Below are 21,144 nucleotides of genomic sequence, written 5' to 3'. Positions count from 1 at the left end.
CAGCATCATGAAAATAACAAGCATTACGAAGCGATTCATCTGGCTGTTGCTGCCCCTTTGCTGCGCATGCAACAAGAATTTCCTGGACAGGAAGCCCAGCGATAAAATCACCGAAAGGGAAGTGTTCAAGAATATCGAGAATGCTGAAAAGTTCGTGAACGTGATCTATCAGAGCCTTCCGAATATGTTCAAACCCGGCGGCGCCTGGATCCTCGGCAGCGCAACCGACGAAACCAACCAGTCTATCGACGCATCGGCCTCCTACCCGGACGCCGGCAGTTTCAATAATTCGTCCATGAGCCCTTCCGCATTCCCCATGCAGGGCCAGTGGGCGGAATTCTTCGGGAAGATCCGTTCCTGCAACCTCTTCCTGTCCAACTACGACATCATCCCCAACGATCCGAATTATCCCGAACGCAAAACCCGCCTCCGCGGCGAAGTGCTCCTGCTGCGTGGTTATTACTACTTCCAGCTGATGATCCGCTGGGGAAAAGTGCCCCTGCTCACGGCCGTGCAAAACCCGTTCGATAACCCGGAGGATATTTACTACAAACGGAATTCCATCGACGAAGTCGTAGCCCAGATCGCCAGCGACCTCGATGCTTCCGCGGCGCTGCTGCCCGCAGGTTACGACCAGCGCCCCAACAACTGGGGCCGCGCCAGCAAAACCATCGCCCTGGCACTGAAAGGCAGGCTGCTGCTGTATTACGCCAGTCCGCTCTACAACCCCACCAACGCCGGTCCGCGCTGGGCCGCGGCCGTAACGGCCTGCCGCGCTGCGCTGGACACCGCGCTGAACAACGGGTACGTCCTCAACGCAAAATACAGCGACGCGTTCACACAATATTTCAGCCGCGAAGTGATCTGGAGCCGTCCGGCGCCGGGGGCTTACCGCGATGGCGGGCTCGACCAGGAAATGAACCCGCGCGGTGCCGGCGGTTACGGCAACATCAACCCCCTGCAGGAATTGGTGGACGCTTATGAAATGAAAGCCACCGGTCTTCCCATCACCGACCCCGCATCCGGGTACAACCCGCTGGAGCCGTACAAAGGCCGTGATAAACGCTTCGAAGAAACCATCCTGTACCCCGGCGCCATGTGGAAAGGCCGTGCGCTCGATCCCAATGGCGCAGACGCTCCGCGGCCCGGCCAGGTCATCTCCAACTACTGGCCCCGCAAATACCTCCTCGAAAACGTGAACCTCTTTAACCTCACCGGCGCTACCGACCGCAAGTGGGTACTGATCCGCCTCGCCGAACTCTACCTCAACTATGCAGAGGCGCTGAACGAAGCGAACGGCCCCGTGGGAGACGTCAACGCAGCCATTAACGCAGTGCGTAATCGTGTGGACATGCCCGCCTATAACGGCACCGACCGGGACAAGATCCGTGAAAAGATCCGCAATGAAAGAAGGGTCGAACTGGCGCTGGAAGATCACCGCTTCTGGGACGTCCGCCGCTGGAACATCGCCCATATCGTCGACAACCGCGAGGTGCATGGCGTGAAAGTGATCGGCCAGGGGAACGTGACGTATGAATATCCCGTAGTGGAAAAGCGCATTTTCAACAACAACCAGAACCGCGACTACTGGCTGCCGGTCCCGCAAAACGAGATCGACAAGGTGGCTGGCCGCAATTCGGAATTCAAGCAAAACACCGGATGGTAAAACCTTTCAAACCGACATCAATGACGAAACATATCGCATTCCCCCTCATAGCTGCGCTGGCGCTGTTCGCAACTGCCGGCTGCAAGAAAGAAAAAGGCTTCGAGCACGATCCCAATGCGCCCGTGGTGATCGAGAAATTTACGCCGGAAGTGGGCGGCGCAGGCGTGGAAGTGCTCATTTACGGCAGCAATTTCACCAAAGATACCAGCGGCGTTTCCGTAACCGTGAACGGCGTTCCGGCGTTTGTGGCCGGTGTGGTGGAAGACCGCATCCTTATCGCCATCCCTCCCAAAGCCGGGACGGGCAAAATCGAAGTGAATATCCGCGGCCATAAGGGATCGAGCAAAGACGATTTCGGGTACAAACCCTCCACCGTCGTAACCACCTTCGCCGGCAGCGGAAATTCCAGTTACGTAGACGGGAAGGGCACCGCCGCATCGTTCAACATCGGCAACCGCTGCGGAATCGATATCGACGAAAACGGCAACCTCTACGTTCCCGAAGCCGGCAACCTCCGCGTGCGCAAGATCGCGCCGGACGGAACGGTGACCACGCTAACCGGGAACGGGAACAGCGGATACAAGGAAGGCTCCGCATCCGAAGCGGAATTCTATATGCCGTTCGACGTAGTGGCGGCCGGCAACGGGATCGTGTACGTTTCCGACCCCGCGGCATGGACGATCCGGAAAGTGACCGCCAACGGCACCACTTCCCTCGTAGGCTGGTTCGAAGCCTGGGGAATGGGCATCGACCGGCGCAACGGCACGCTCTATTACACCGATGCGCGTGGGGACGGCAGCGTGTATAAAGTGGACCCCGCGACCGGCGCTTCCCAAAAGATCATCGGCGGCCTCAGCTATCCTTCAGACGTAGCGGTAGACAGCAAAGGGAACCTTTACGTGGTCGTGAACGGCAGCCACATCATCCGCCAGTACAAAGCCGGCAGCTGGGAACCCGGCGTTACCATCGGCATCCCCGGCCAGGCAGGCCTCGTGAACGGCCCCGCCGCTTCCGCGAAATTCGACCTGCCCTGGAGCGTGGCCGTAGACGCGAACGACAACCTCTTCATCGCCGGGAACGGCAGCTGGGACGGCAGTTCCACCAACACCAACCAGTGCATCCGCTTCGTGAACACGACCTACTGGGAAGTGAGCACCTTCACCGGCGGCAGCACGGCAGGTTTCGCGGACGGTACCGGCTCCGCAGCCCTCTTCAGCGCGCCCACCGGCGTTACCGTTGGGGCAGACGGCGCGGTGTACGTGGTAGACAGGAAAAACGACAGGATCAGAAAAGTGATAGCCGAATAATCAATTATGCAAAGAATCATGAAACATCTGCTGGCGGTATGCATCCTTGCAACTGCCAGCATTACCGCCGCCGCACAAACGGCCGCGTACAAATGGAACGAATTGCCCGTGAGAGGCCTGCTGATGAGCGCTCCGGCGAAGCAGGACATAGCCGTATTCTGTGATTTCGTCCGGAAAGCGTTGCCGAAGGAAGGCGTCAACACGCTGGCCATCCGCATCGAATACGGCTACCAGTACAAATCGCACCCGGAAGTGGCAGAAAAGAACGCCCTGTCCGAAAGCGACGTGAAACAGATCGTGAAAGCCGCCAGGGAAGCGAAGATCAGGCTCATCCCCATCATGAACCTCATGGCCCACCAGTCGGAAGCCTCGGAAATGGGGCCGCTCCTGAAAGCCTATCCCCAGTTCGACGAATCGCCCGACTACAACCCGCCCGTTCCCTGGAAAAGCGGCGGCATGTTCGATTTCTACAGCAAAAGCATCTGTCCCCGCCACCCCGATCTGCTGAAAGTGTTCTTCCCGATGATGGACGAGCTCGTGGAAGCGTTCGAAGCAGACGCGCTGCACGTGGGGCTCGACGAAGTGTGGATCATCGGCTACGATAAATGTCCGCGTTGCGGCGGGGGCGACAAATCCGAAATTTTCGCCGAATACGTCAACAAGCTGCACGCACATCTGAAAGAGAAAAACGTGGAAATGTGGATGTGGAGCGACCGCCTCATCGACGGCAAAACCACCAACCTTCTCGCCTGGCAGGCCAGCATGAACGACACGCACCGCGCCATCGACCGCATTTCCAAAGACATCGTGATCACCGACTGGAAATATGAAAGCGCCCCTCCCACACCGGGCTACTTCGCGTTGAAAGGATTCAATGTGCTCGCCAGCCCCTGCTCCAACACGGAAGTTGCGCTCGACCAGCTGAAGCAGGTGCTCCAGATCCGGAAAGACGCCACCCGTGCAGAATGGGCCCTGCCGCTGGGACAGCGCATGCAGGGCGTTTTCGAGACGATGTGGTTCAATTCCAAAGAGTTCATCGACGCGTATTACGAGCGCGGCGAGTACCGTCCGCTGGCGAAAGAGAACGTAAAAGCCTTCAAGGCGCTCTTCAAAGCCGTGCGCGAAGCGCAAAAGCAATAACAGTTACCATCCCTGAACAATCCCTATACCATGAAGCCGCCCATCCGGGCGGCTTTCCTTTTATCCAGCCGTTAAAACCGCACATAACCGCCACCGCAACAACTAGGTAGCACTACCTATAGGCGGGCGTTTTCCTCGAACTATATTTGCGGCTGAAAAGAAATGAACCCCAAATGAAAAAGTTGTTATGCGTATTCCTGCCGGCCCTGGTGCTGCTGGCAGCCTGTAAAAAGGACCCGAAGCCGGCGGAGCCGGGAACGGAATTACCGGGAAAAATCCCCTCAGATCCGAAACCCCGCCCAGTTGGCGAGCCCATCGGCCCAGGCGTAGTCGCCATGGTAACGCCGGCCGGTGCCACCATCACTTCGGCCGATGGTTCGTTCAAACTGCGTATACCCGTCGGCGCGGTGAACGCCAATACCGACATTCTGGTCCAGGAAGTGAAGAACACCGCTCCCGGCGCCGTGGGCAGAAGTTTCGAGCTGCAGCCGCATGGCACCGTTTTCCAAAAGCCCGTGACCCTCGAATTTTCGTGGGAGGGCCACGAAAGCTGGGTAAACATTCCCGAAGCGCTGGGCGTTGCGCGGCAGGACGAGAAAAATTTCTGGCGGCTGGCCAAAGCGCCGGTCATCGATAAGGTGAAAAAAACCGTTTCCGTGCAGACGACCCATTTCTCCAACTGGGCCCTGCTGCAATGGCTGCAACTGGAGCCGGTGGCCACTACCGTGAAGGCGGGCGGCCAGGCGCAGCTGACGGTGAAGTCGTACATCCCGCTTTCCGCCGACGATCTGCTGACGCCGCTGGTGCCTGCCGACGGTCAGGATATCGCATTGGGCGAAGGGAAGCCTTTGCCCGGGAGCTTCATACAGTCGTGGACGGTAGGCGGCGTAGGAACGGTGCAGGGCAACGGCGGACAGGCGACTTACTCCGCGCCCGCAACCGTACAGAAGCCTGAGATCGCGAACGTGACCGCTACGCTGAAAGACAGGAAGCAGCAGCTGATGGTAGTGAGTACGTTGACGGTGATCCCGCAGGGCCTGGTGTACCGGATCAACGGCGGGCCCTGGCACCTGTTACCGGCCGATGGCGGCGCGGGAGACGAAGGGTTCGAGGTCACCGCATCCAACGGGATAAGGTACATCGTGCTCGCGTGGGGCGGCGGCACCGGGGCTTTCCATTGGGACAGGCTCATGAAAACGGCACTGGTTTATTCGGACGGTGCCGATAAGCATACCGCCAGCATCTATTACGACAAAGCCCTCAAGCAATACGTTCCCGCAGGCGGTGCGCTCAACGTTGTGGAACTCGGCGCCAAAGGCGATTTCATCAGTGGAAGTTTTACCATGACCGGCGGCGGCGAATTCATCGACAACGACCAGGAGCCCATCGGTAAAAACAATATTGAAGGATACTTCTGTGTAAGGCATGATCTTTGATTTTATCGGAACATACATTTCATCCACACCCCTGACGCATCCATTCCCCCAAAAAATTCATCCATGCCCCGCACATCCATGCTGTGACCTCAAAACCGCTGCATTCATCCATCCACCCCGAAAACAGCATCCATTTCAGGCCGTGAAAATGGCGGTTCAGCCCCGAAATTCTCCGGTTCGCCCTGCCAAACGCGGCAGGGCGGCCGATTAGCGGGAAAATGAAGTAACAAATCCGCGTTACTGCCCGTTTTACCTGCAATCATCCAGCCCCATCATCCAACTGTTGCCTCAAAATTATTCAACAGCTATCATCCAGCTAACCCCAATAATCCATCTAACCCCAAACATCCATTCAGGCCACAACCCGGTCTTACAGCCCCAAACTATTCCGGTCTGCCCTGCCCGTGTGGCAGGGCAGCCGCATTTTTTCCCCTATTTCCACGGAAAGAGTAACAAAAAGACCGCGGCCGCCGTTTTACCCGAAAACACTGCGATGAGAATTTTCTACATTTTCCTGTCCGCCATCCTGGTAACGACAGCCTGCAAGAAAGACGGGAACAAGCCCCCGGAAGCCTTCCGCGGGAAATACGCCGGCAGGTTTTATGTGGAAAAGGGCGGCGTCAATTATAACATTTCCAACGTCAGCATCCGGTTCGACGGGTGGGAGTACGAATTCGGGGTTTCGGACGTGGCGAATTACCCCAGCTACAACCAGGGCGGAAAAGGGTTTTTCCTTACACCGCCGGATAAAATCACCTTCAACATGCTGCTGCCTACGGCCACCCAGCTCAAGCGGGAATACATTTATACCATTAAGGGAGATTCCCTGATTTTCATGAACCCGATCAGCGATACCGAGCGGGAATATTTCCGGCTGAAACGGGTGCCCTGATACCGTAAAATCCCTTCAAAACATTGTCAAAAGCTCCGCCCGGCGGGGCTTTGTCTTTTTTTCCCTATTTTTACCGTTAGCCAACTTGTTACAACAATGAGCATATCTAATTTTACCCGAAACCTGATAATTGCAGTGAGTATGACGACAGGACCATCCGCTATGGCACAGGCGCCGGCAGCTACCAACCCGTTTCTGCTGGAATTCAACACCACTTTCAAAGTACCGCCCTTCACCGAGATCAGGGCCGAACATTTCATGCCCGCGTTCGAGGAAGGCATCCGGCAGCAGCAACAGCGCATCGGCGCCATCACCATGCAGCGCAGCGCGCCCACTTTCGAAAATACCGTGGCCGCACTGGAAAAAAGCGGGGATCTCCTCCGCAATGTGAGCACCGTATTCTTCAACCTGACATCGGCCAATACGAATCCCGACCTGGAAGGCATTTCCCGCCAGATCGCCCCGAAAATGGCCCAGCACAGCGACGATATCTATCTCAACCCTGCGCTTTTCAACCGCGTGAAAACCGTGTACGAAAAACGCAACACCATAAAACTTACACCGGAGCAACACCGCCTGCTCGAAAAAACCTATAAAGCCTTCGTGCGCAGCGGCGCCAACCTCGATGCCGCCAAACAGGCCAGGATGCGCGAGATCAACAAGGAAACTTCGCTGCTGACCGTGAAATTCGGCCAGCACCTCCTCGCGGAAACCAACCAGTTCGAGCTGATCGTCGACAACGAAGCCGACCTCGCCGGGCTTCCCGCTTCCCTGAAAACCGCCGCCGCCATCAGCGCCAAAGAAGCCGGCAAGGAAGGGAAATGGCGCTTCACCCTGCACAACGCCAGCGTGATGCCATTCCTTCAATATTCCGCCAACCGCCCCCTCCGCGAAAAAATGTACAAAGCGTACATCAACCGCTGTAACAATAACGACGAGCGCGACAACAAGGAAATCGTAGCCCAGCTGGCCGCGCTCCGTGCCGAAAAAGCCGGCATGCTCGGCTACGCTTCCCACGCCGATTTCGTGCTCGAAGAAAACATGGCCAAAACGCCCGCCCAGGCCAACGACCTTCTTAACCGCCTCTGGGAAGCCGCCCTGCCCGTAGCCAAAAACGAAGCCGCGGAAATGCAACAGGTGATGGACCGCGAAGGCAAAGGCGAAAAGCTCGAAGCGTGGGACTGGTCTTACTATGCCGACAAAGTGCGCAAGGAAAAATACAACTACGACGCCGAAGAACTGCGCCCGTATTTCCAGCTGGAGAACGTTCGGGAAGGGATTTTCTCCGTGGCGAAAAAGCTCTACGGCATTACGTTCACCCAACTGAAAGACATTCCCGTTTACCAGGAAGACGTAGTGGCGTATGAAGTGAAAGAAGCCAACGGCGACCATGTCGGCGTGATCTATATGGACTTCTTCCCCCGCGGCTCCAAGCGCGGCGGCGCCTGGATGACTTCCTACCGCAAACAGGCCACCGAAAACGGGAAGCGCGTGGCACCGGTGGTTTCCATCGTCTGCAACTTCACCAAACCCGCCGGCGACCAGCCCGCATTGCTCACGCCCGACGAAGTGGAAACCTTCTTCCACGAGTTCGGCCACGCGCTGCACGGGCTGTTGTCTAACGTGAAGTACGAAACCCTCAGCGGCACCTCCGTTCCCCGCGACTTCGTAGAGCTGCCTTCGCAGATCATGGAGCACTGGGCGTTTGAGCCGGAAGTGCTGAAGATGTACGCCAAACATTACAAAACCGGCGAACAACTGCCCTCTTCCCTCGTGAAGAAAATGGACGACGCTTCCAAATTCAACCAGGGCTTCGTGACGGTAGAATACCTCGCCGCCTCGCTCCTCGATATGCAATACCATACCCTCGCCCCCGGCGCAAAGGTAGACCCGTTGCAATTCGAAAAACAGCAGATGGACAAACTGGGCCTCATCCCCCAGATCGCACCGCGGTACCGCAGCACCTATTTCCAGCATATTTTCGCCGGCGGATATTCTGCGGGATATTACAGCTATATCTGGTCCGAAGTGCTCGACAGCGATGCGTTCGCTGCGTTCAAGGAAACGGGCAACATCTTCGACCCTGCCACCGCCAATTCGTTCCGGAAAAACGTGCTGGAAAAAGGCGGAACGGCCGAACCGATGGACCTCTACAAAGCGTTCCGGATGCGTGCCCCGGAGGTGAAATTCCTCCTCAAAAACCGCGGATTGGAGAAATAATACATACGCCCGAAAGGCCGGAGTCATCTCCGGCCTTTTTTTATGTTGCAACTTATAAAGTTCAAACGTGTGCGCCTATTGGATTTAACCGCCTTTTTGTTACATTTGCTGACACTTAAAGACAAAACCCGTCCTGACGATGAAGCCAAAAATTAGCTGCCTTTTGATTGATGATGACAGGGACGATCAGGAAATTTTTAAAATCGCCTTGCAGGATGTGAACGACGAAGTGCATTTTCTGGCTGCCGACGATGGCGTGGAAGGCCTTCAGCTTCTCCAGTCGGGCGAACACGGAACACCATCCTTCATCTTCCTCGACCTGAACATGCCGCGGATGACCGGCAAAGACTGTCTCGCGGCCATCCGCAGCCAGCCGCATTTGAACGGCATCCCGGTCGTGATCTACTCCACTTCTTCCGACCCGAAAGACATCCAGGACACCAAAGCCCTCGGCGCCACGGACTACGTGGTGAAACAATACAGCATCACCTCCCTGAAGGAAATCCTCCGTAGATTCTTCAACTGATTTTATTCCATACCCGCAGCCGTTGCGGTAATTGCCGGTACCTCGGGGCTATCGGGGAATAGCGCAGGCTTTCCTTGGTACCCAGCGCCAGGAACCCGCCCGTTTCCAGGCTGTCGTCGAACAACTGTAGCGCCTTGTTCTGGAGGTCTTTGTCGAAATAAATGAGCACGTTCCTGCAAAGGATCAGCTGGAATTCGTTGAAAGACCGGTCTGTAGCGAGGTTGTGGGAGGAAATGACCATCCGGCGGATGAGGTCCTCACCGAATTTGGCCAGGTCGTATTTGGCGGTGTAATATTGACTGAAATCCTGCGTACCGCCCGACTGGATGTAGTTTTCCGAATACTGTTTCATGGACCGGAGCGGGAAGATCCCCTTCCGCAGGTTCTCCAGCACCGCCGGATTGATGTCTGTAGCATATAACAGCGACCGGTGCAGCAATCCCGCTTCGCGCAGCAGGATCGCCATGCTGTACACCTCCTCTCCCGTTGAACAGCCGGCGTGCCAGATGCGGATCAGCGGCGCATGGGCGATGGCCGGCAAAACCTCCTTCCGCAGCAACCTGTAAAACGCCGGATCACGGAACATCTCCGTCACGTTCACCGTCACCTCCTCCACGAAATGCCGGAAATACGTTTCATCGCCCAGCACGCGGCGGCGGAAATCGTCGAGGTTCCCGAAGCGGTCGAGCGCAATGAGCCGGCCGAGGCGCCGCCGCAGCGAGGGGCGCGCATAATTGACGAAATTATACCCGTGCGTCTCCAACACATCGTGCAGAAACCTGTCCAGCCACTCATCCTTCATTTCCATCTGCTGCATCCGAATATTTTATTTTCCTGCATCGTATAACCATACCCGTAATAAAGACAGCAACTGGTCGATGTCGACCGGTTTGCTGATGTAGTCGGACGCGCCCGCCGCGATACACTTTTCGCGGTCGCCCTTCATGGCCTTGGCCGTAACGGCGATCACGGGCAGATGGCGCGTGGCGGGATCGGCCTTGATGCGGCGGGTAGATTCGTATCCGTCCATTTCGGGCATCATCATATCCATCAAAACGATGTCGATGTCCTTGTTTTCCGACAAAAGTTGCAGTGCCTCGCTGCCGTCTGTCGCGGAAATGACCTTCATGCCGAAGCTTTCCAGCGCGCGGGTGAGCGAAAAGATGTTGCGCACGTCATCGTCTGCCAGCAGGATATTTTTCCCGCGGAGCACTTCCGCCAGCCTGCCGAGCCCGTTGCCCGGGCGTTCCGCGTCTTTCTTCTCCCCTTCCACCAGGTGCAGGAAAAGCGACACCTCGTCCATGATCCGCTGGTACGAATTGGCGACTTTCACCACCACCGAATCGGCGTAGCTGCGGATTTTCGATTCTTCGTCGCGGCTGAGGTTCTTGCCGGTGAACACGATGATGGGAATATTTTCCAGTCCGGGCTCCCGCTTCACCTGCTCCAGCGTTTCGTAAGAACGGGCGTGGGAAACCCCCATGTCCAGGATCACGCAGTTCACTTCCTGCTTCTGCAGCGATTCCAGGCTGCCGCTGATATCGTTCCGGATCTCGGTGTTGACTTTGTAGTTTTCGAGGAAATACGCCAGGGCCTTCGCATGCTGCAGGTTTTCCTCCACGATGAGCACTTTGCGCGGGTTTTCGTGAAGCATGAATTCGATCTTCCGGAAGATATCGTCCATCTTGTCGAAGGTCAGCGGCTTATCGATGAAGTCTACCGCACCTTTCGACAGACTTTTAAACCGCGCCTGGAAGGCAGACATGATGTGGACGGGAATGTGGCGGGTGGCGGAATGGCTTTTCAGTTCCTCCATCACTTCCCAACCGTCTTTGACGGGCAATTGAATATCGAGGAGGATGCCGGCGGGGAGGAATTGCTCGGCGAGGGATTGCGCCTCGTCGCCGCGGACCGTCACGATGCCCTTGTACCCCTTGCTCCGGGTGAACTCGAGCAACGACCGCGCAAAATTCAGGTCGTCTTCCACGATGAGGATGCATTTGTCTCCCGGTTTCATCGCCGCACGGTCGTCTTCCACCGTTCCCACCGGAATGGCGTCGCTCACGAACCGCTGGCGGTAAACGCTTTTTTCTTTGGCGGGCATCAGTTCGGAGGCGGACAGTTTTTCCACTTTCCCGACGCCGGAGGAAACGGGCAGCAGTACGGTGAACTGGCTCCCATGGCCCGGTTCGCTCACCAGCCTGATCTCGCCGCCCATGAGCCGCGCCAGTTCCCTGCTGATGGAAAGCCCCAGGCCCGTTCCGCCGAAGCGCCGGCGCGTGGAGCCGTCTTCCTGCTGGAATGCCTCGAACACCACGTCCTGCTTATCTGCAGCGATGCCGATGCCGGTATCCGACACGGTGAACGCGATGGTATTGGTATAATCTGCCGGGCGCCAGGCGCGCAGCGTCACCGTGCCTTCGTCGGTGAATTTGATGGCGTTGCTGAGGAGGTTGCGCAGGATCTGATCGAGCCGCTGCCGGTCTGTCTCGAAAACGCCCTGCACGTCTTCCGCGATCTCCATTTCGAAATCCACGCCTTTTTCCCGCGCCAGCGGTTCGAACAGCGCGCGCATGTCTTTCACCACTTCGTCCACACCGGCTTCGGTATACACCAGGTCCATTTTCCCCGCTTCGATCTTGGACAGGTCGAGGATTTCGTCGATGAGCATGAGCAGTCCCTTCCCGGAGTTCTGGATCACGCGGGCGTATTCGATCTGTTCCGCAGAAAGGTTGCGCTCGTTGTTTTCCACCATCAGGCGCGACAGCAGCAATATGGAATTGAGCGGCGTCCGCAGTTCGTGCGACATATTCGCCAGGAATTCCGATTTATATTTCGTGCTTTGGGCGAGCTCTTCCGCTTTGCGCTGGATCTCGCGGTTGGAGTCTTTCACGAGGCGGTTGGTCTCTTCCAGTAGCCGCGCCCTTTCTTCCAGTTCGGAATTGGCGTCTACCAGTTCTTCCTGCTGGGTGCGAAGCTCTTCTTCCGAGGCCTGCAGTTTTTCCGTCTGCGCTTCCAGTTCGCTGTTGGCGTTTTCCAGTTCGTTGTGCTGGGCCTGCAGTTCTTCGGCCTGGCTCTGTGTTTCTTCCAGCAGTTCCTGGAGGCGCTTGCGGTTGTCGAGGATGTGGATGACGGTGCCGATATTGAGCACGGCCGATTCGAGGAACGATTTCTCCTGGTCGCTGAAACTGCGCAGGGACGCCACTTCCAGCACGCCCATTACTTTCCGTTCATGATACAGCGGCAGGGCGATGACGGATTTCGGCTGGATGGCGCCGCAGCTGACCTGCATGCGCAGCAATCCTTCGGGAATGTCTTCCAGCACGATGGGCTTCCGGCTGAGGGCGCTTTGTCCCGCGAGCCCTTCGCCGAAGCGCAATACTTCTTCCAGGCCGTCGCTTTCCGCGGCATGCCGGCCATACAGCCGCAGCCGGCCGCCTTCTTCGGCCACGTATACCGCGCCGGTGCTCCCGTTGGTGTAAGGCACTACAAAATCCAGCACGCGCCGGGCCAGCTCGTCGAGCTCATATTCTCCGATCATCTGGTCGTTAAGCGCCGCCACGCCCGATTGCAGCCATTCGCGGTCTGCCAGGTCGGTAAAGGATTTTTCGAGGGATGCCGCCATGCGGTTCAGGGAAACCGACAGCTGGCCGAGGCCGTCGTCAACATCGTCCGTAACGCGGGCCGCATAATCGCCGGCCGATATTCTGGCGGCCACTTCCTGCGTCATCCGGATGCGGCGGGTGATGTCTTCGTCCTTTTTCTCCAGTTCCTTTTGCAAAGCGGTGCGCTGTTTATAGTCGCTGTTGACTTTCAGGAAGGAAACGATGGTGATGATAATGGCCACGATGGAAGCGATCAGCACAAAAACCGGCGTAGTGCCGGCGAATGCGTTCATCCGGCTGGTACGTTGGGCGAGGAGGTGTTGTTCGGAAGTTTTCATTTCCGTGATGAGCATCCGCGCCCGTTCCATATGCACTTTTCCCCGCTCCATGTCGTCTATCGTGATTTCAGACCCGCGTTTCTTCTTGTCGATATTATTATTGAGCACGGCCAGCCGCTGCCGGATGGCGAGCGTCAGCTCTTCTGCAGAGGCTTGCTGCCTGACGTTGTCGGCCGTCATTTCCTTCGTGAGGCGAATATGCCGCATGATACTGTCTTCCGCGCCCTGGTATGGCTGCAGGAATTCGCGGTCGCCGGTGATGAGGAATCCGCGCTGACTGGTTTCCGCGTCTTTCAGATGGGACAGCACATCATCGAGATGGCGGATCACCTGGTTGGTATGTTCCACCCATTCCGCGCTGGAAATGAGGTTGCGGATGCTGATGATGGACGCCGCCGATCCCGTAATGAGCAGGAATAGCGAGAACCCGAACCCGATGATGAGGTTGCGCTGGAAATTGGACTTCATGTATCGCTTGCTTGAGTATGGTTTTCGTGTTGATGTTGATGAACGGGCAGTACGATCGTAAATACCGAGCCTTCGCCCTCGCGGCTGCTGGCCGTAACCAGGCCGCCGTGGGTGTCGATGATCTTTTTGACGATGGCCAGGCCGATGCCCGTGCCTTCGAATTCGTTGCGCCCGTGCAACCGCTGGAAGATGACGAATATTTTGTCGAGATACCGCTCGTCGAACCCGATGCCGTTATCCCTGACGGTGATGCGGCAAAACGCCCCTTCGGCGGAAGTTTCCCCGGTTACGGACAGTTCCTCCGTTCTTTCGGCGACCACGCTGATTTCCGGGGGAACGCCGCGGCGGGAGAATTTCAGGGCGTTGCTGAGGATGTTCTGGAATACCTGCCGCATCTGCGAAGGGATGGCGAGGAGCAACGGCACGTTTTCCATCCGGATCACGGCGCCTTTTTCGCGGACGAGCAGTTCCATATCGTCGAGGATATCGCGGAGGATGGCGTTGACGTCGGTAGCACGGAACTGGCCGCCGATGGAGATCTTCGAATATTCCAGCACGTCGGTGATGAGGCTGTTCATGCGCGCGGCGGAGGAAACGATCTTGCTGAGGTAATGTTCCGCTTCGGGCGCTTCCGGCCCGAATTTCCCGCTGATAAGGTTGCTGAACACCTGGATTTTGCGGAGGGGCTCCTTCAGGTCGTGCGAGGCTACGTATGCGAATTGCTGGAGCTCGTGGTTACTGTATTCCAGGTCGTGGTTGGCCTGTTGCAGCGCGCGGGTCCGCTCTTCCACACGGTTTTCCAGCAGCTGGTTGATCATTTTCTGTTCGTGGATATCGGTGAAGATGCAGACCCACTTCCTGATGGCACCTTCTTTCCACACCGGCGTCAAACTGAAAAGATGATACCTGAAATCCGGTTCCCCGATGGGCCGGATGCGCACTTCGCAAACCTCCTGCCGGCCAGACGCCATGGCTTTTTCGATGCATTCCGGCAGGGAGGTTTCCCCTTCAGGCGTAGCCGGAAAGGTTTCCAGCGATTCCGCGTACCGGTACCAATACCGGTTGGCGAACTCGATCCGGCCCGAAGGCGCGAGCGTGAAAGCGATCTGCTGGATGGATTCGAGGATGGAACGGAGCTCGTCCAGGCTGTGCGACAACGCTTCCTGCGCCGCTTTCCTTTCCATGACTTCCTGCCGCAACGCTTCCTGCGCTTCGTGCAGCTCGCGGGTTTGCTGGTGAAGGCGGTAGAAGGTGCTCACTTTGAGCAGGAGGATTTCCGGGTCTACGGGCTTGGTAATATAATCCAGCCCGCCCGACGAATAGCCGCGGGTGATGAACCGCTTTTCCACGCTCACGGCGGAAAGGAAGATAATGGGAATGTCTTTCGACTTGCTGTAGCCTGTGATCGCTTCCGCAACTTCGAACCCGTCCATTTCCGGCATCTGCACGTCGAGGATGATGAGAAAATAGGTATTGCGCAGTATTTTCCGCAGGGCTTCCTCTCCCGAGGAGGCCGTATCCACTTTGAAATGATTCACTTCCAGAAGTTGCTGCAGGGAATAGAGATTCTCAGGCCTGTCGTCTACGATTAATATCATATTTGGCTGAATAAAGCGGCTGAAAAATATTCAATTTTCAAACAACAGGACTGTGGATTCTTCTCCACACTCAATGCATTGATTTACAACAACATAAAATGAATTTTCAATGGCATGGTTTTTAATGCCGGCATAAAAAAAGGAACAGCGCCTATCACTGCGCTGTTCCTGTCAACTTGGCCACTCATTGATTCGTATCACTTCTTGATCGTCACGGCAGATCCGTTCCTGATTTCGTCGTTGGCCTTTTCCACAAGCATATCTCCATCGCGGAGGTCTCCGAATATTTCCGTTTTGCCTTCTGCCTCGCGGCCTTTCTTCACATCCACCCATTCCGATTTATTTCCGTTCACGCGGATGACGAATACTTTTTCGGTGGAGCTGACCACGGCGGTGGTGGGTACCACGAACACGCTGTCTGCCGTAGCCAGCGGGATGTGCACTTCGGCTACCATGCCGGGCAGGAGGAGTTTATCGTTGTTCTGGACGTCCATTTCCACACGCTGCGAGCGCAGCCGGGAATCGAGCGCGCCGGCGAGGCGGTTGATGATGGCGTCGAATTCGCGGTTGCCGAGGGATTTGATCACGAATTTCACGGCGCTCTTTTCCTTGAGGTACGGCGTGTATGCTTCGGGAACAGACACCACGAGGCGCAGCTTTTTCTGTTCCTGCAACGTGAACAGCGGCATTTCCGAACCCTTGCCCGAAGGGCCCACATAGGCGCCGGCGCTCACGTTACGTGCGCTGATCACCCCGGAAAAGGGCGCCCTGATCTCCAGGTAATTCCGCTGGTCGGCGATTTCGCGATAAGCGGCACGGGCGGCTTCTTTCTGCGCAAAGTCGCTCTGCTGCTTGGCGAAAGCCATGTCCAGGTCGTTCTGCGACACCGTACCGGGCGTGAGGCTGGTTTGATATAATCTGTCGTAATTGGCTTTGCTGGCGAGGTACACGGCTTCCTGCGAGCGCAGGCGCGATTCGGCGCCAGACAGGGCGCTACCCAGTTCGGGCGCTTCCATGGTGGCCAGCACCTGGCCCGCCTGTACGGTGGAGCCCACGTCTACATTGAGTTTGCGGACGAAGCTGTTCACCTTCGCGTAGAGGTCTACCTGCTGGAAAGCCTGCAGCTCTCCCGGCGTTCTCAGGGATGCGGAGAAGATCGCTTTCCCGAGCGGAAACGCGGTGACGGCGGTGGCCGTTTCCACTTTCGTATTTTCCGGTTTGCTCTGCGAAACGCCGCAACCGGCAAGCCAGATGGCCGCTGCAAGGGCAAGGCCCGGCGTTTTATTGATTGTGATCATACAGGGAAGGTATATAGTGTTTACTTTCTTTGTTTTCTGGATTGAGGGAAACGCTTTGCGTGGATGCGGATTTCATCACCCATCCAAACACCAGCGGGAGCATCACGAGCGCCGCCACCGTAGAAGCCACCAGTCCGCCGATTACCGCGCGGCCCAGCGGGCTCACCTGGTCGCCGCCTTCGCCGTGCCCGATGGCCATGGGGATCATGCCCACCACCATCGCGAGGCTCGTCATGAGGATCGGGCGGAGCCGCAGCGCGGCGGCTTCCCTGGCCGATGCCAGCGCGTCGCCGTTATGCTTGCGCAAATGCTCCGCGTTCGTGATCAGCAGCACCGCGTTGGATATCGATACGCCGACAGACATGATGATGCCCATGTACGATTGCAGGTTCAGCGTACTGCCCGTGATGCGCAACAGCAGCAGGGAACCCAGGATCACCGCGGGCACCGTGGTCAGCACTACGAAAGATACGCGGAACGACTGGAAATTGGCGGTCAGCATGAGGAAAATCACCACGATCGCCACGAGCAGGCCGCTTTGCAGGCTGCTCAGCGTTTCGGTGAGCGTATTGCTCAGGCCCACGGGCTCCATCGTTAAACCGCGGGGCAGCTCGCCCAGGGAGGCGATGGCGGCTTTTACGTCTTTGCTGGCGGTGCCGAGGTCGGTATCGTTGAGGTTCGCGGTCACGGAGATCATGGGCATGGCGCCGAGGTTGTCGTTCTCCCCGTAGGTGGTCCCCGGGGTGAGGGTGGCCACGTCTCCCAGCACGGGGCGCGATGCGTTTTTCAGGAGCGGGATCTCAGCGATCTCGTCTATACTGTTCATTTTGTTCTCCGGCACTACCACCTGCACGCTGTAGCTGAGGTTCGTTTTCTCATCCACCCAAACGTTCTTTTCCGTTAACCGGCTGGAAGACGTGGAAGCGATGAGCGAACGGGTAACGTCCGTCATATCCGCGCCCAGCTGCGCCAGCCGCGTACGGTCTACCTCGATGTTGATAGACGGGTATTTGGTGGATTGCTGCAACTGCACGTCGCGCATGTAAAGGATCGCTTTCAGCTTATCGATGATCTTGTTGGCGTATTCTTCGTTCAGCTTTTTATTCCTCCCGGAAATGCGCACCTCCACCGGCGTCGGGGAACCCTGGCTGAGGATTTTATCGGTCAGCTCGATGGGCTCGAAAGACAATGTCATGTCGGGCACTTTTTCCTTCAGCGCGGCACGCAGCTGCTCTTTCAATTCTTCCAGCTCGAAATGCTTGTCCTTGTTCAGGCTCACCTGCAACACGGCTTCGTGCGGACCGGCCATGAAAAGGTAGATCGGGCTCACGGAGAACAGCGAGGGGTGCTGGCCTATATAAGACGATGTAATGCTGATATTTTCCTTGCCGATGACGTTTTCGATGGTGTGGATGGCGCGGAGCGTTTTTTCTTCCGTCCTTTCCATCCGCGTCCCCTCTTCCGCGCGCAGCCTGACCTGGAACTGACCGCCGTTGGTGCGCGGGAGCACGTCGCGCCCGATACCGCTCAGCAGCCAGAACGCGATGCCGCTGACGATGACGAGGTATGCGATCACCACGGGTTTGCGGACGGGCATGAGCCGGTCTATCAGTTTCATGAAACGGTTCCGGAATTTCTCGAAGCCGCTCACTTTCCCGTCGTTATTGAAATCGGCACGTTCCACGAGCACTTTCTTCTGGTCCCAGGTATCGTTTTCGTTGGCGGGAACATGTCCTTTTTTATGCGCTTTCATGATCCAGTTGGCCATTACCGGCACAAACGTCTGGGAAAGGAAGTAGGAAGTGATCATGGAGAAACCGATCGCGAGCGCCAGCGGGAGGAACAGCGAACCGGGGATGCCTTTCATGGTGAAGGCGGGCGCAAACACGGCGAGGATACAGAACAGGATCAGCAGTTTCGGGAACGCGATTTCCTTACAGGCGTCCCAAATGGCGAGGGCCTTGGGCTTGCCCATGTCGAAGTGCTGGTGGATGTTCTCGATCGTGACCGTACTTTCATCCACCAATATCCCGATCGCGAGGGCGAGGCCGCTCAGCGTCATGATGTTGATGGTCTGGCCGAAGAGGCTCAGGAACAGTACGCCCGAAATGATAGACACGGGAATGGTGAGGATCACGATGAGCGCGCCGCGGAGGTCTCCCAGGAACAGGACCACCATCAAACCCGTGAGGATCGCACCGATGATGCCTTCCGTCACGAGGCTTTTCACGGCGTTCATCACGTAGGTGCTCTGGTCGAATTCGTAACTGAGCGTCACGTCTTCCGGCAACTGCGCCTGCAGCCGCGGGATGGCTTTCTTCAGATTCTGTACCACTTCCCAGGTAGAGGCGTCGGCCGATTTGGCGACGTTCAGGTATACGGACCGGCGGCCATTCACGAGGGCGTACCCCGCGGCAATGTCCGCCCCGTCTTCCACCGTGGCCACATCGCGGAGGAAGAGCGTCTGCACGCCGCCTTTGAACAGCGGCAGATTCTCGAAATCCTTGATGTTTCTGACGGTCGTATTCGTTGGTGTGATGTAGTTTTTGTCGCCGATGCGGACGTTGCCCGAGGGCGCCACCTGGTTATTCAACCGGAGCGCTTCCACGAGCTGGTCGGGCGTGAGGTGATGGATGCGCAGCAGCTCGGGGTCTGCCTTGATCACCACGGTACGGATGTTGCCCCCGAACGGCGGCGGCGCCACCAGGCCGGGGATGGAGGTGAACGATGCGCGTACGTACACGTTGGCCATATCCATCAGTTCGTTGTTGGTCCGCTTGTCGGAACTGAGCACGAGCTCACCCACCGGCAGCGTAGACGCATCGAACCGGATGATGAACGGGGGCTGCGAGCCGGGCGGGAAAATGGCCTGTGCGCGGTTGGAGAAGGCGGACACTTCCGCCGCGGCCTGGCTCATGTTGGTGCCTTCGTAGAAGTTGAGCTTCATGAGCGTGAGGCCCTGCACGTTTTTCGTTTCGATGGATTTTACGCCGTTCACGAACAGCAGGATATTCACGTATTGCTTGGCGAAGAAGGCTTCCATCTGGTTGGGCGTGTATCCGCCGAAGGGGTGCGCGATGTAGAGCACCGGCATGTCGAGCTTGGGGAAGATGTCGACTTTCACTTCCCGCACCGCTTTCACGCCGAAGAAAAACAATCCCGCCACCAATACGAGAATGGTGATCGGTTTGTCTAGCGCGCTTTTGATGAGTCCCATTATCTGCTATGATTAAAATTCGTTGATAAATATTCCGAAATCCCCGGCGGCCGCCGATTTCAGCAGCAGCGCCTGCCACACGTTGCTGTACGCCACGTCGCGGTCGGTTTCCGCACGGTTGAGGGTATACAGCGCCTGGGTGACGTCTACCAGCGTGCTCAGCCCGTTCTTGTACATCACGGTTTTCTGGAGATAGGCGTCAGACGCGGATTTGATCTGCACGAGGGCTTCGCGGTAAGTATCCAGTGCGTTTTTCATTTTGGTATCTGCCAGCGACAATTGCGCTTTCAGTTGCTGGTCCACCACTTCCATTTCATTTTGCAATGCTTTGGACGTGTACGCCTGTGCGCCAAGCTGCTTGTTCACCCGCAAAATACTGGTCAGGTTCCAGGTGACGCCCAGGCCCAGCAGGTAGTTGGTGCGGGTGGGCTTCACGCCGTCCCAGTAATTATGGGTGAATGCGGTGTGGTCGGTGATATATTCCGCCTGGAACCCGGAGCCGCGGGTCTGGATAATGCTGAAAACGCTGAACGCGGGATATTGCAGGGTACGGATGTACTTTTCCTGCTCCTGGCTCAACTGGATGCGGCTTTGGTAAAATTGAAGGATGGGGTGCGCATCCGTCCGCATAGCCACGGTATCGGTCACCACCACCGGCAAGCGGGTGAGGATGAGAGAATCGAGGACGAACGGCTGGGGCGAGAGGCCCATGAGCTGCGCGAGCAGGTTGGCCTGCTCCTGCTCCACATCGCGCGAGCGCGTGAGGGAAATGCGGGCGCTGGCCACTTCCGCATTGGCGAGGGAAGAATCCACCCCGGCGATGAGGCCGTTCTTGGCACGGCGCGTTACCACCGAGCGGAAAGTATCCGCCCGCTCGAGGTTGCGCTCCCAGGCGGCGCTGAGGCGCTGGGCGGCCAACAGGTTAAGATAGGCGCCGGCCACTTTCACTTCGTGACGGAACTGCTCCTGCTGCCAGTCGCGCTCGTCGCGCTGCGCGAGCTGCTGTGCGGCTTTGATCTTTTCCTTCATCCTGCCGAAAGCGAAAAATTCCCAGTTCATGTTGGCCAGGTAGAGCGCCCCGAAAGCGGCGTTCCAGTTTTGCTCCGGCATGGCCATACCGGAAGAAGCTACGCCCAGACCGCCGAAACCGTAGAGCGGACCGTTCTGTCCGTTGATGGTACCATAGTCTTGCTGGGCAGACACGCTGAAGTTGGGCAGATAATCCCGGCGGGCCTGTTCTGCAGAGGCTTTGGAGGCGGCGACGTAGTTGGCTTTCGCCTTGATGGAACCGTAGTTGTTCAGTGCCGTTTGTACAGCATCTTTCAGGGTAAGCACCTGCGCGCGGGCGCCGGTGGAACCGGTGAGAAGGATAACAGACAACAGCAGATGAACAGGATAGCGTGAAGTCATCTGTTTCAAAAATGAGCGATTTT

At 57.2% G+C, this 21,144-nt stretch carries 13 protein-coding genes; 7 read left to right on the top strand and 6 right to left on the bottom strand.

Annotated features, from left to right (window positions below):
* Window positions 1-7 precede the first annotated feature (7 nt).
* The 7 genes from ACQKLP_RS22900 to ACQKLP_RS22870 all read left to right on the top strand — a co-directional run bounded on the left by ACQKLP_RS22900 (window position 8) and on the right by ACQKLP_RS22870 (window position 9,187).
* Complete coding sequence (locus ACQKLP_RS22900) at window positions 8-1,666, top strand: RagB/SusD family nutrient uptake outer membrane protein (protein WP_427325299.1); 1,659 nt, start codon at window positions 8-10, stop codon at window positions 1,664-1,666.
* Between the two features lie 20 nt (window positions 1,667-1,686).
* Window positions 1,687-2,973, top strand: coding sequence for an IPT/TIG domain-containing protein (locus ACQKLP_RS22895; protein ID WP_427325298.1), 1,287 nt, complete (start codon window positions 1,687-1,689; stop codon window positions 2,971-2,973).
* A gap of 18 nt (window positions 2,974-2,991) precedes the next feature.
* Window positions 2,992-4,113 (top strand): family 20 glycosylhydrolase, encoded by a 1,122-nt coding sequence (locus ACQKLP_RS22890; RefSeq protein WP_427325297.1) that lies wholly within the window; start codon window positions 2,992-2,994, stop codon window positions 4,111-4,113.
* Between the two features lie 173 nt (window positions 4,114-4,286).
* On the top strand, window positions 4,287-5,549 hold the full coding sequence (locus ACQKLP_RS22885; RefSeq protein ID WP_427325296.1) for a hypothetical protein: 1,263 nt from the start codon (window positions 4,287-4,289) through the stop codon (window positions 5,547-5,549).
* 493 nt (window positions 5,550-6,042) lie between these two features.
* Entirely contained in the window at window positions 6,043-6,441 is a 399-nt protein-coding gene (locus ACQKLP_RS22880; protein WP_427325295.1) for a hypothetical protein, read from the top strand.
* A gap of 141 nt (window positions 6,442-6,582) precedes the next feature.
* Window positions 6,583-8,661 (top strand): M3 family metallopeptidase, encoded by a 2,079-nt coding sequence (locus ACQKLP_RS22875; protein ID WP_427325294.1) that lies wholly within the window; start codon window positions 6,583-6,585, stop codon window positions 8,659-8,661.
* Between the two features lie 163 nt (window positions 8,662-8,824).
* Window positions 8,825-9,187 carry a response regulator gene (locus ACQKLP_RS22870; protein ID WP_427325293.1) on the top strand — a complete coding sequence of 121 codons (363 nt, stop codon included), beginning with the start codon at window positions 8,825-8,827 and terminating at the stop codon, window positions 9,185-9,187.
* On the opposite strand, the gene ACQKLP_RS22865 is transcribed toward ACQKLP_RS22870, so the two are convergent.
* The 6 genes from ACQKLP_RS22865 to ACQKLP_RS22840 all read right to left on the bottom strand — a co-directional run bounded on the left by ACQKLP_RS22865 (window position 9,180) and on the right by ACQKLP_RS22840 (window position 21,121).
* Window positions 9,180-10,004 carry a CheR family methyltransferase gene (locus ACQKLP_RS22865; protein ID WP_427325292.1) on the bottom strand — a complete coding sequence of 275 codons (825 nt, stop codon included), beginning with the start codon at window positions 10,002-10,004 and terminating at the stop codon, window positions 9,180-9,182. The two genes, ACQKLP_RS22870 and ACQKLP_RS22865, sit on opposite strands and share 8 nt — an antisense overlap.
* Before the next feature lie 9 nt (window positions 10,005-10,013).
* The gene (locus ACQKLP_RS22860) at window positions 10,014-13,598 is read right to left on the bottom strand and encodes a response regulator (protein ID WP_427325291.1); all 3,585 of its coding nucleotides are present in this window, start codon (window positions 13,596-13,598) and stop codon (window positions 10,014-10,016) included.
* Window positions 13,595-15,196, bottom strand: coding sequence for a sensor histidine kinase (locus ACQKLP_RS22855; RefSeq protein WP_427325290.1), 1,602 nt, complete (start codon window positions 15,194-15,196; stop codon window positions 13,595-13,597). Before ACQKLP_RS22855 ends, ACQKLP_RS22860 begins: the two co-directional genes overlap by 4 nt.
* Before the next feature lie 197 nt (window positions 15,197-15,393).
* A complete protein-coding gene (locus ACQKLP_RS22850) occupies window positions 15,394-16,494 on the bottom strand; it encodes an efflux RND transporter periplasmic adaptor subunit (protein ID WP_427325289.1) in 1,101 nt (366 codons plus the stop codon).
* Window positions 16,478-19,711 carry an efflux RND transporter permease subunit gene (locus ACQKLP_RS22845; RefSeq protein ID WP_427325287.1) on the bottom strand — a complete coding sequence of 1,078 codons (3,234 nt, stop codon included), beginning with the start codon at window positions 19,709-19,711 and terminating at the stop codon, window positions 16,478-16,480. The genes ACQKLP_RS22850 and ACQKLP_RS22845 overlap by 17 nt, the downstream gene beginning before the upstream one ends.
* A 12-nt stretch (window positions 19,712-19,723) precedes the next feature.
* The gene (locus ACQKLP_RS22840) at window positions 19,724-21,121 is read right to left on the bottom strand and encodes a TolC family protein (RefSeq protein ID WP_427325478.1); all 1,398 of its coding nucleotides are present in this window, start codon (window positions 21,119-21,121) and stop codon (window positions 19,724-19,726) included.
* Between the last annotated feature and the right edge of the window lie 23 nt (window positions 21,122-21,144).

This window comes from Chitinophaga sp. NPDC101104 (genome assembly GCF_050277495.1).
Taxonomy (GTDB): Bacteria; Bacteroidota; Bacteroidia; order Chitinophagales; family Chitinophagaceae; genus Chitinophaga.
This window is presented reverse-complemented; position numbering and strand designations above follow the sequence as displayed.

Bases quoted from the DNA above. Each gene is read 5' to 3' on its own strand.
- ACQKLP_RS22900 (WP_427325299.1), top strand. From the start codon at position 8: ATGAAAATAACAAGCATTACGAAGCGATTCATCTGGCTGTTGCTGCCC.
- ACQKLP_RS22895 (WP_427325298.1), top strand. From the start codon at position 1,687: ATGACGAAACATATCGCATTCCCCCTCATAGCTGCGCTGGCGCTGTTC.
- ACQKLP_RS22890 (WP_427325297.1), top strand. From the start codon at position 2,992: ATGAAACATCTGCTGGCGGTATGCATCCTTGCAACTGCCAGCATTACC.
- ACQKLP_RS22885 (WP_427325296.1), top strand. From the start codon at position 4,287: ATGAAAAAGTTGTTATGCGTATTCCTGCCGGCCCTGGTGCTGCTGGCA.
- ACQKLP_RS22880 (WP_427325295.1), top strand. From the start codon at position 6,043: ATGAGAATTTTCTACATTTTCCTGTCCGCCATCCTGGTAACGACAGCC.
- ACQKLP_RS22875 (WP_427325294.1), top strand. From the start codon at position 6,583: ATGACGACAGGACCATCCGCTATGGCACAGGCGCCGGCAGCTACCAAC.
- ACQKLP_RS22865 (WP_427325292.1), bottom strand. From the start codon at position 10,004: ATGCAGCAGATGGAAATGAAGGATGAGTGGCTGGACAGGTTTCTGCAC.
- ACQKLP_RS22860 (WP_427325291.1), bottom strand. From the start codon at position 13,598: ATGAAGTCCAATTTCCAGCGCAACCTCATCATCGGGTTCGGGTTCTCG.
- ACQKLP_RS22855 (WP_427325290.1), bottom strand. From the start codon at position 15,196: ATGATATTAATCGTAGACGACAGGCCTGAGAATCTCTATTCCCTGCAG.
- ACQKLP_RS22850 (WP_427325289.1), bottom strand. From the start codon at position 16,494: ATGATCACAATCAATAAAACGCCGGGCCTTGCCCTTGCAGCGGCCATC.
- ACQKLP_RS22845 (WP_427325287.1), bottom strand. From the start codon at position 19,711: ATGGGACTCATCAAAAGCGCGCTAGACAAACCGATCACCATTCTCGTA.
- ACQKLP_RS22840 (WP_427325478.1), bottom strand. From the start codon at position 21,121: ATGACTTCACGCTATCCTGTTCATCTGCTGTTGTCTGTTATCCTTCTC.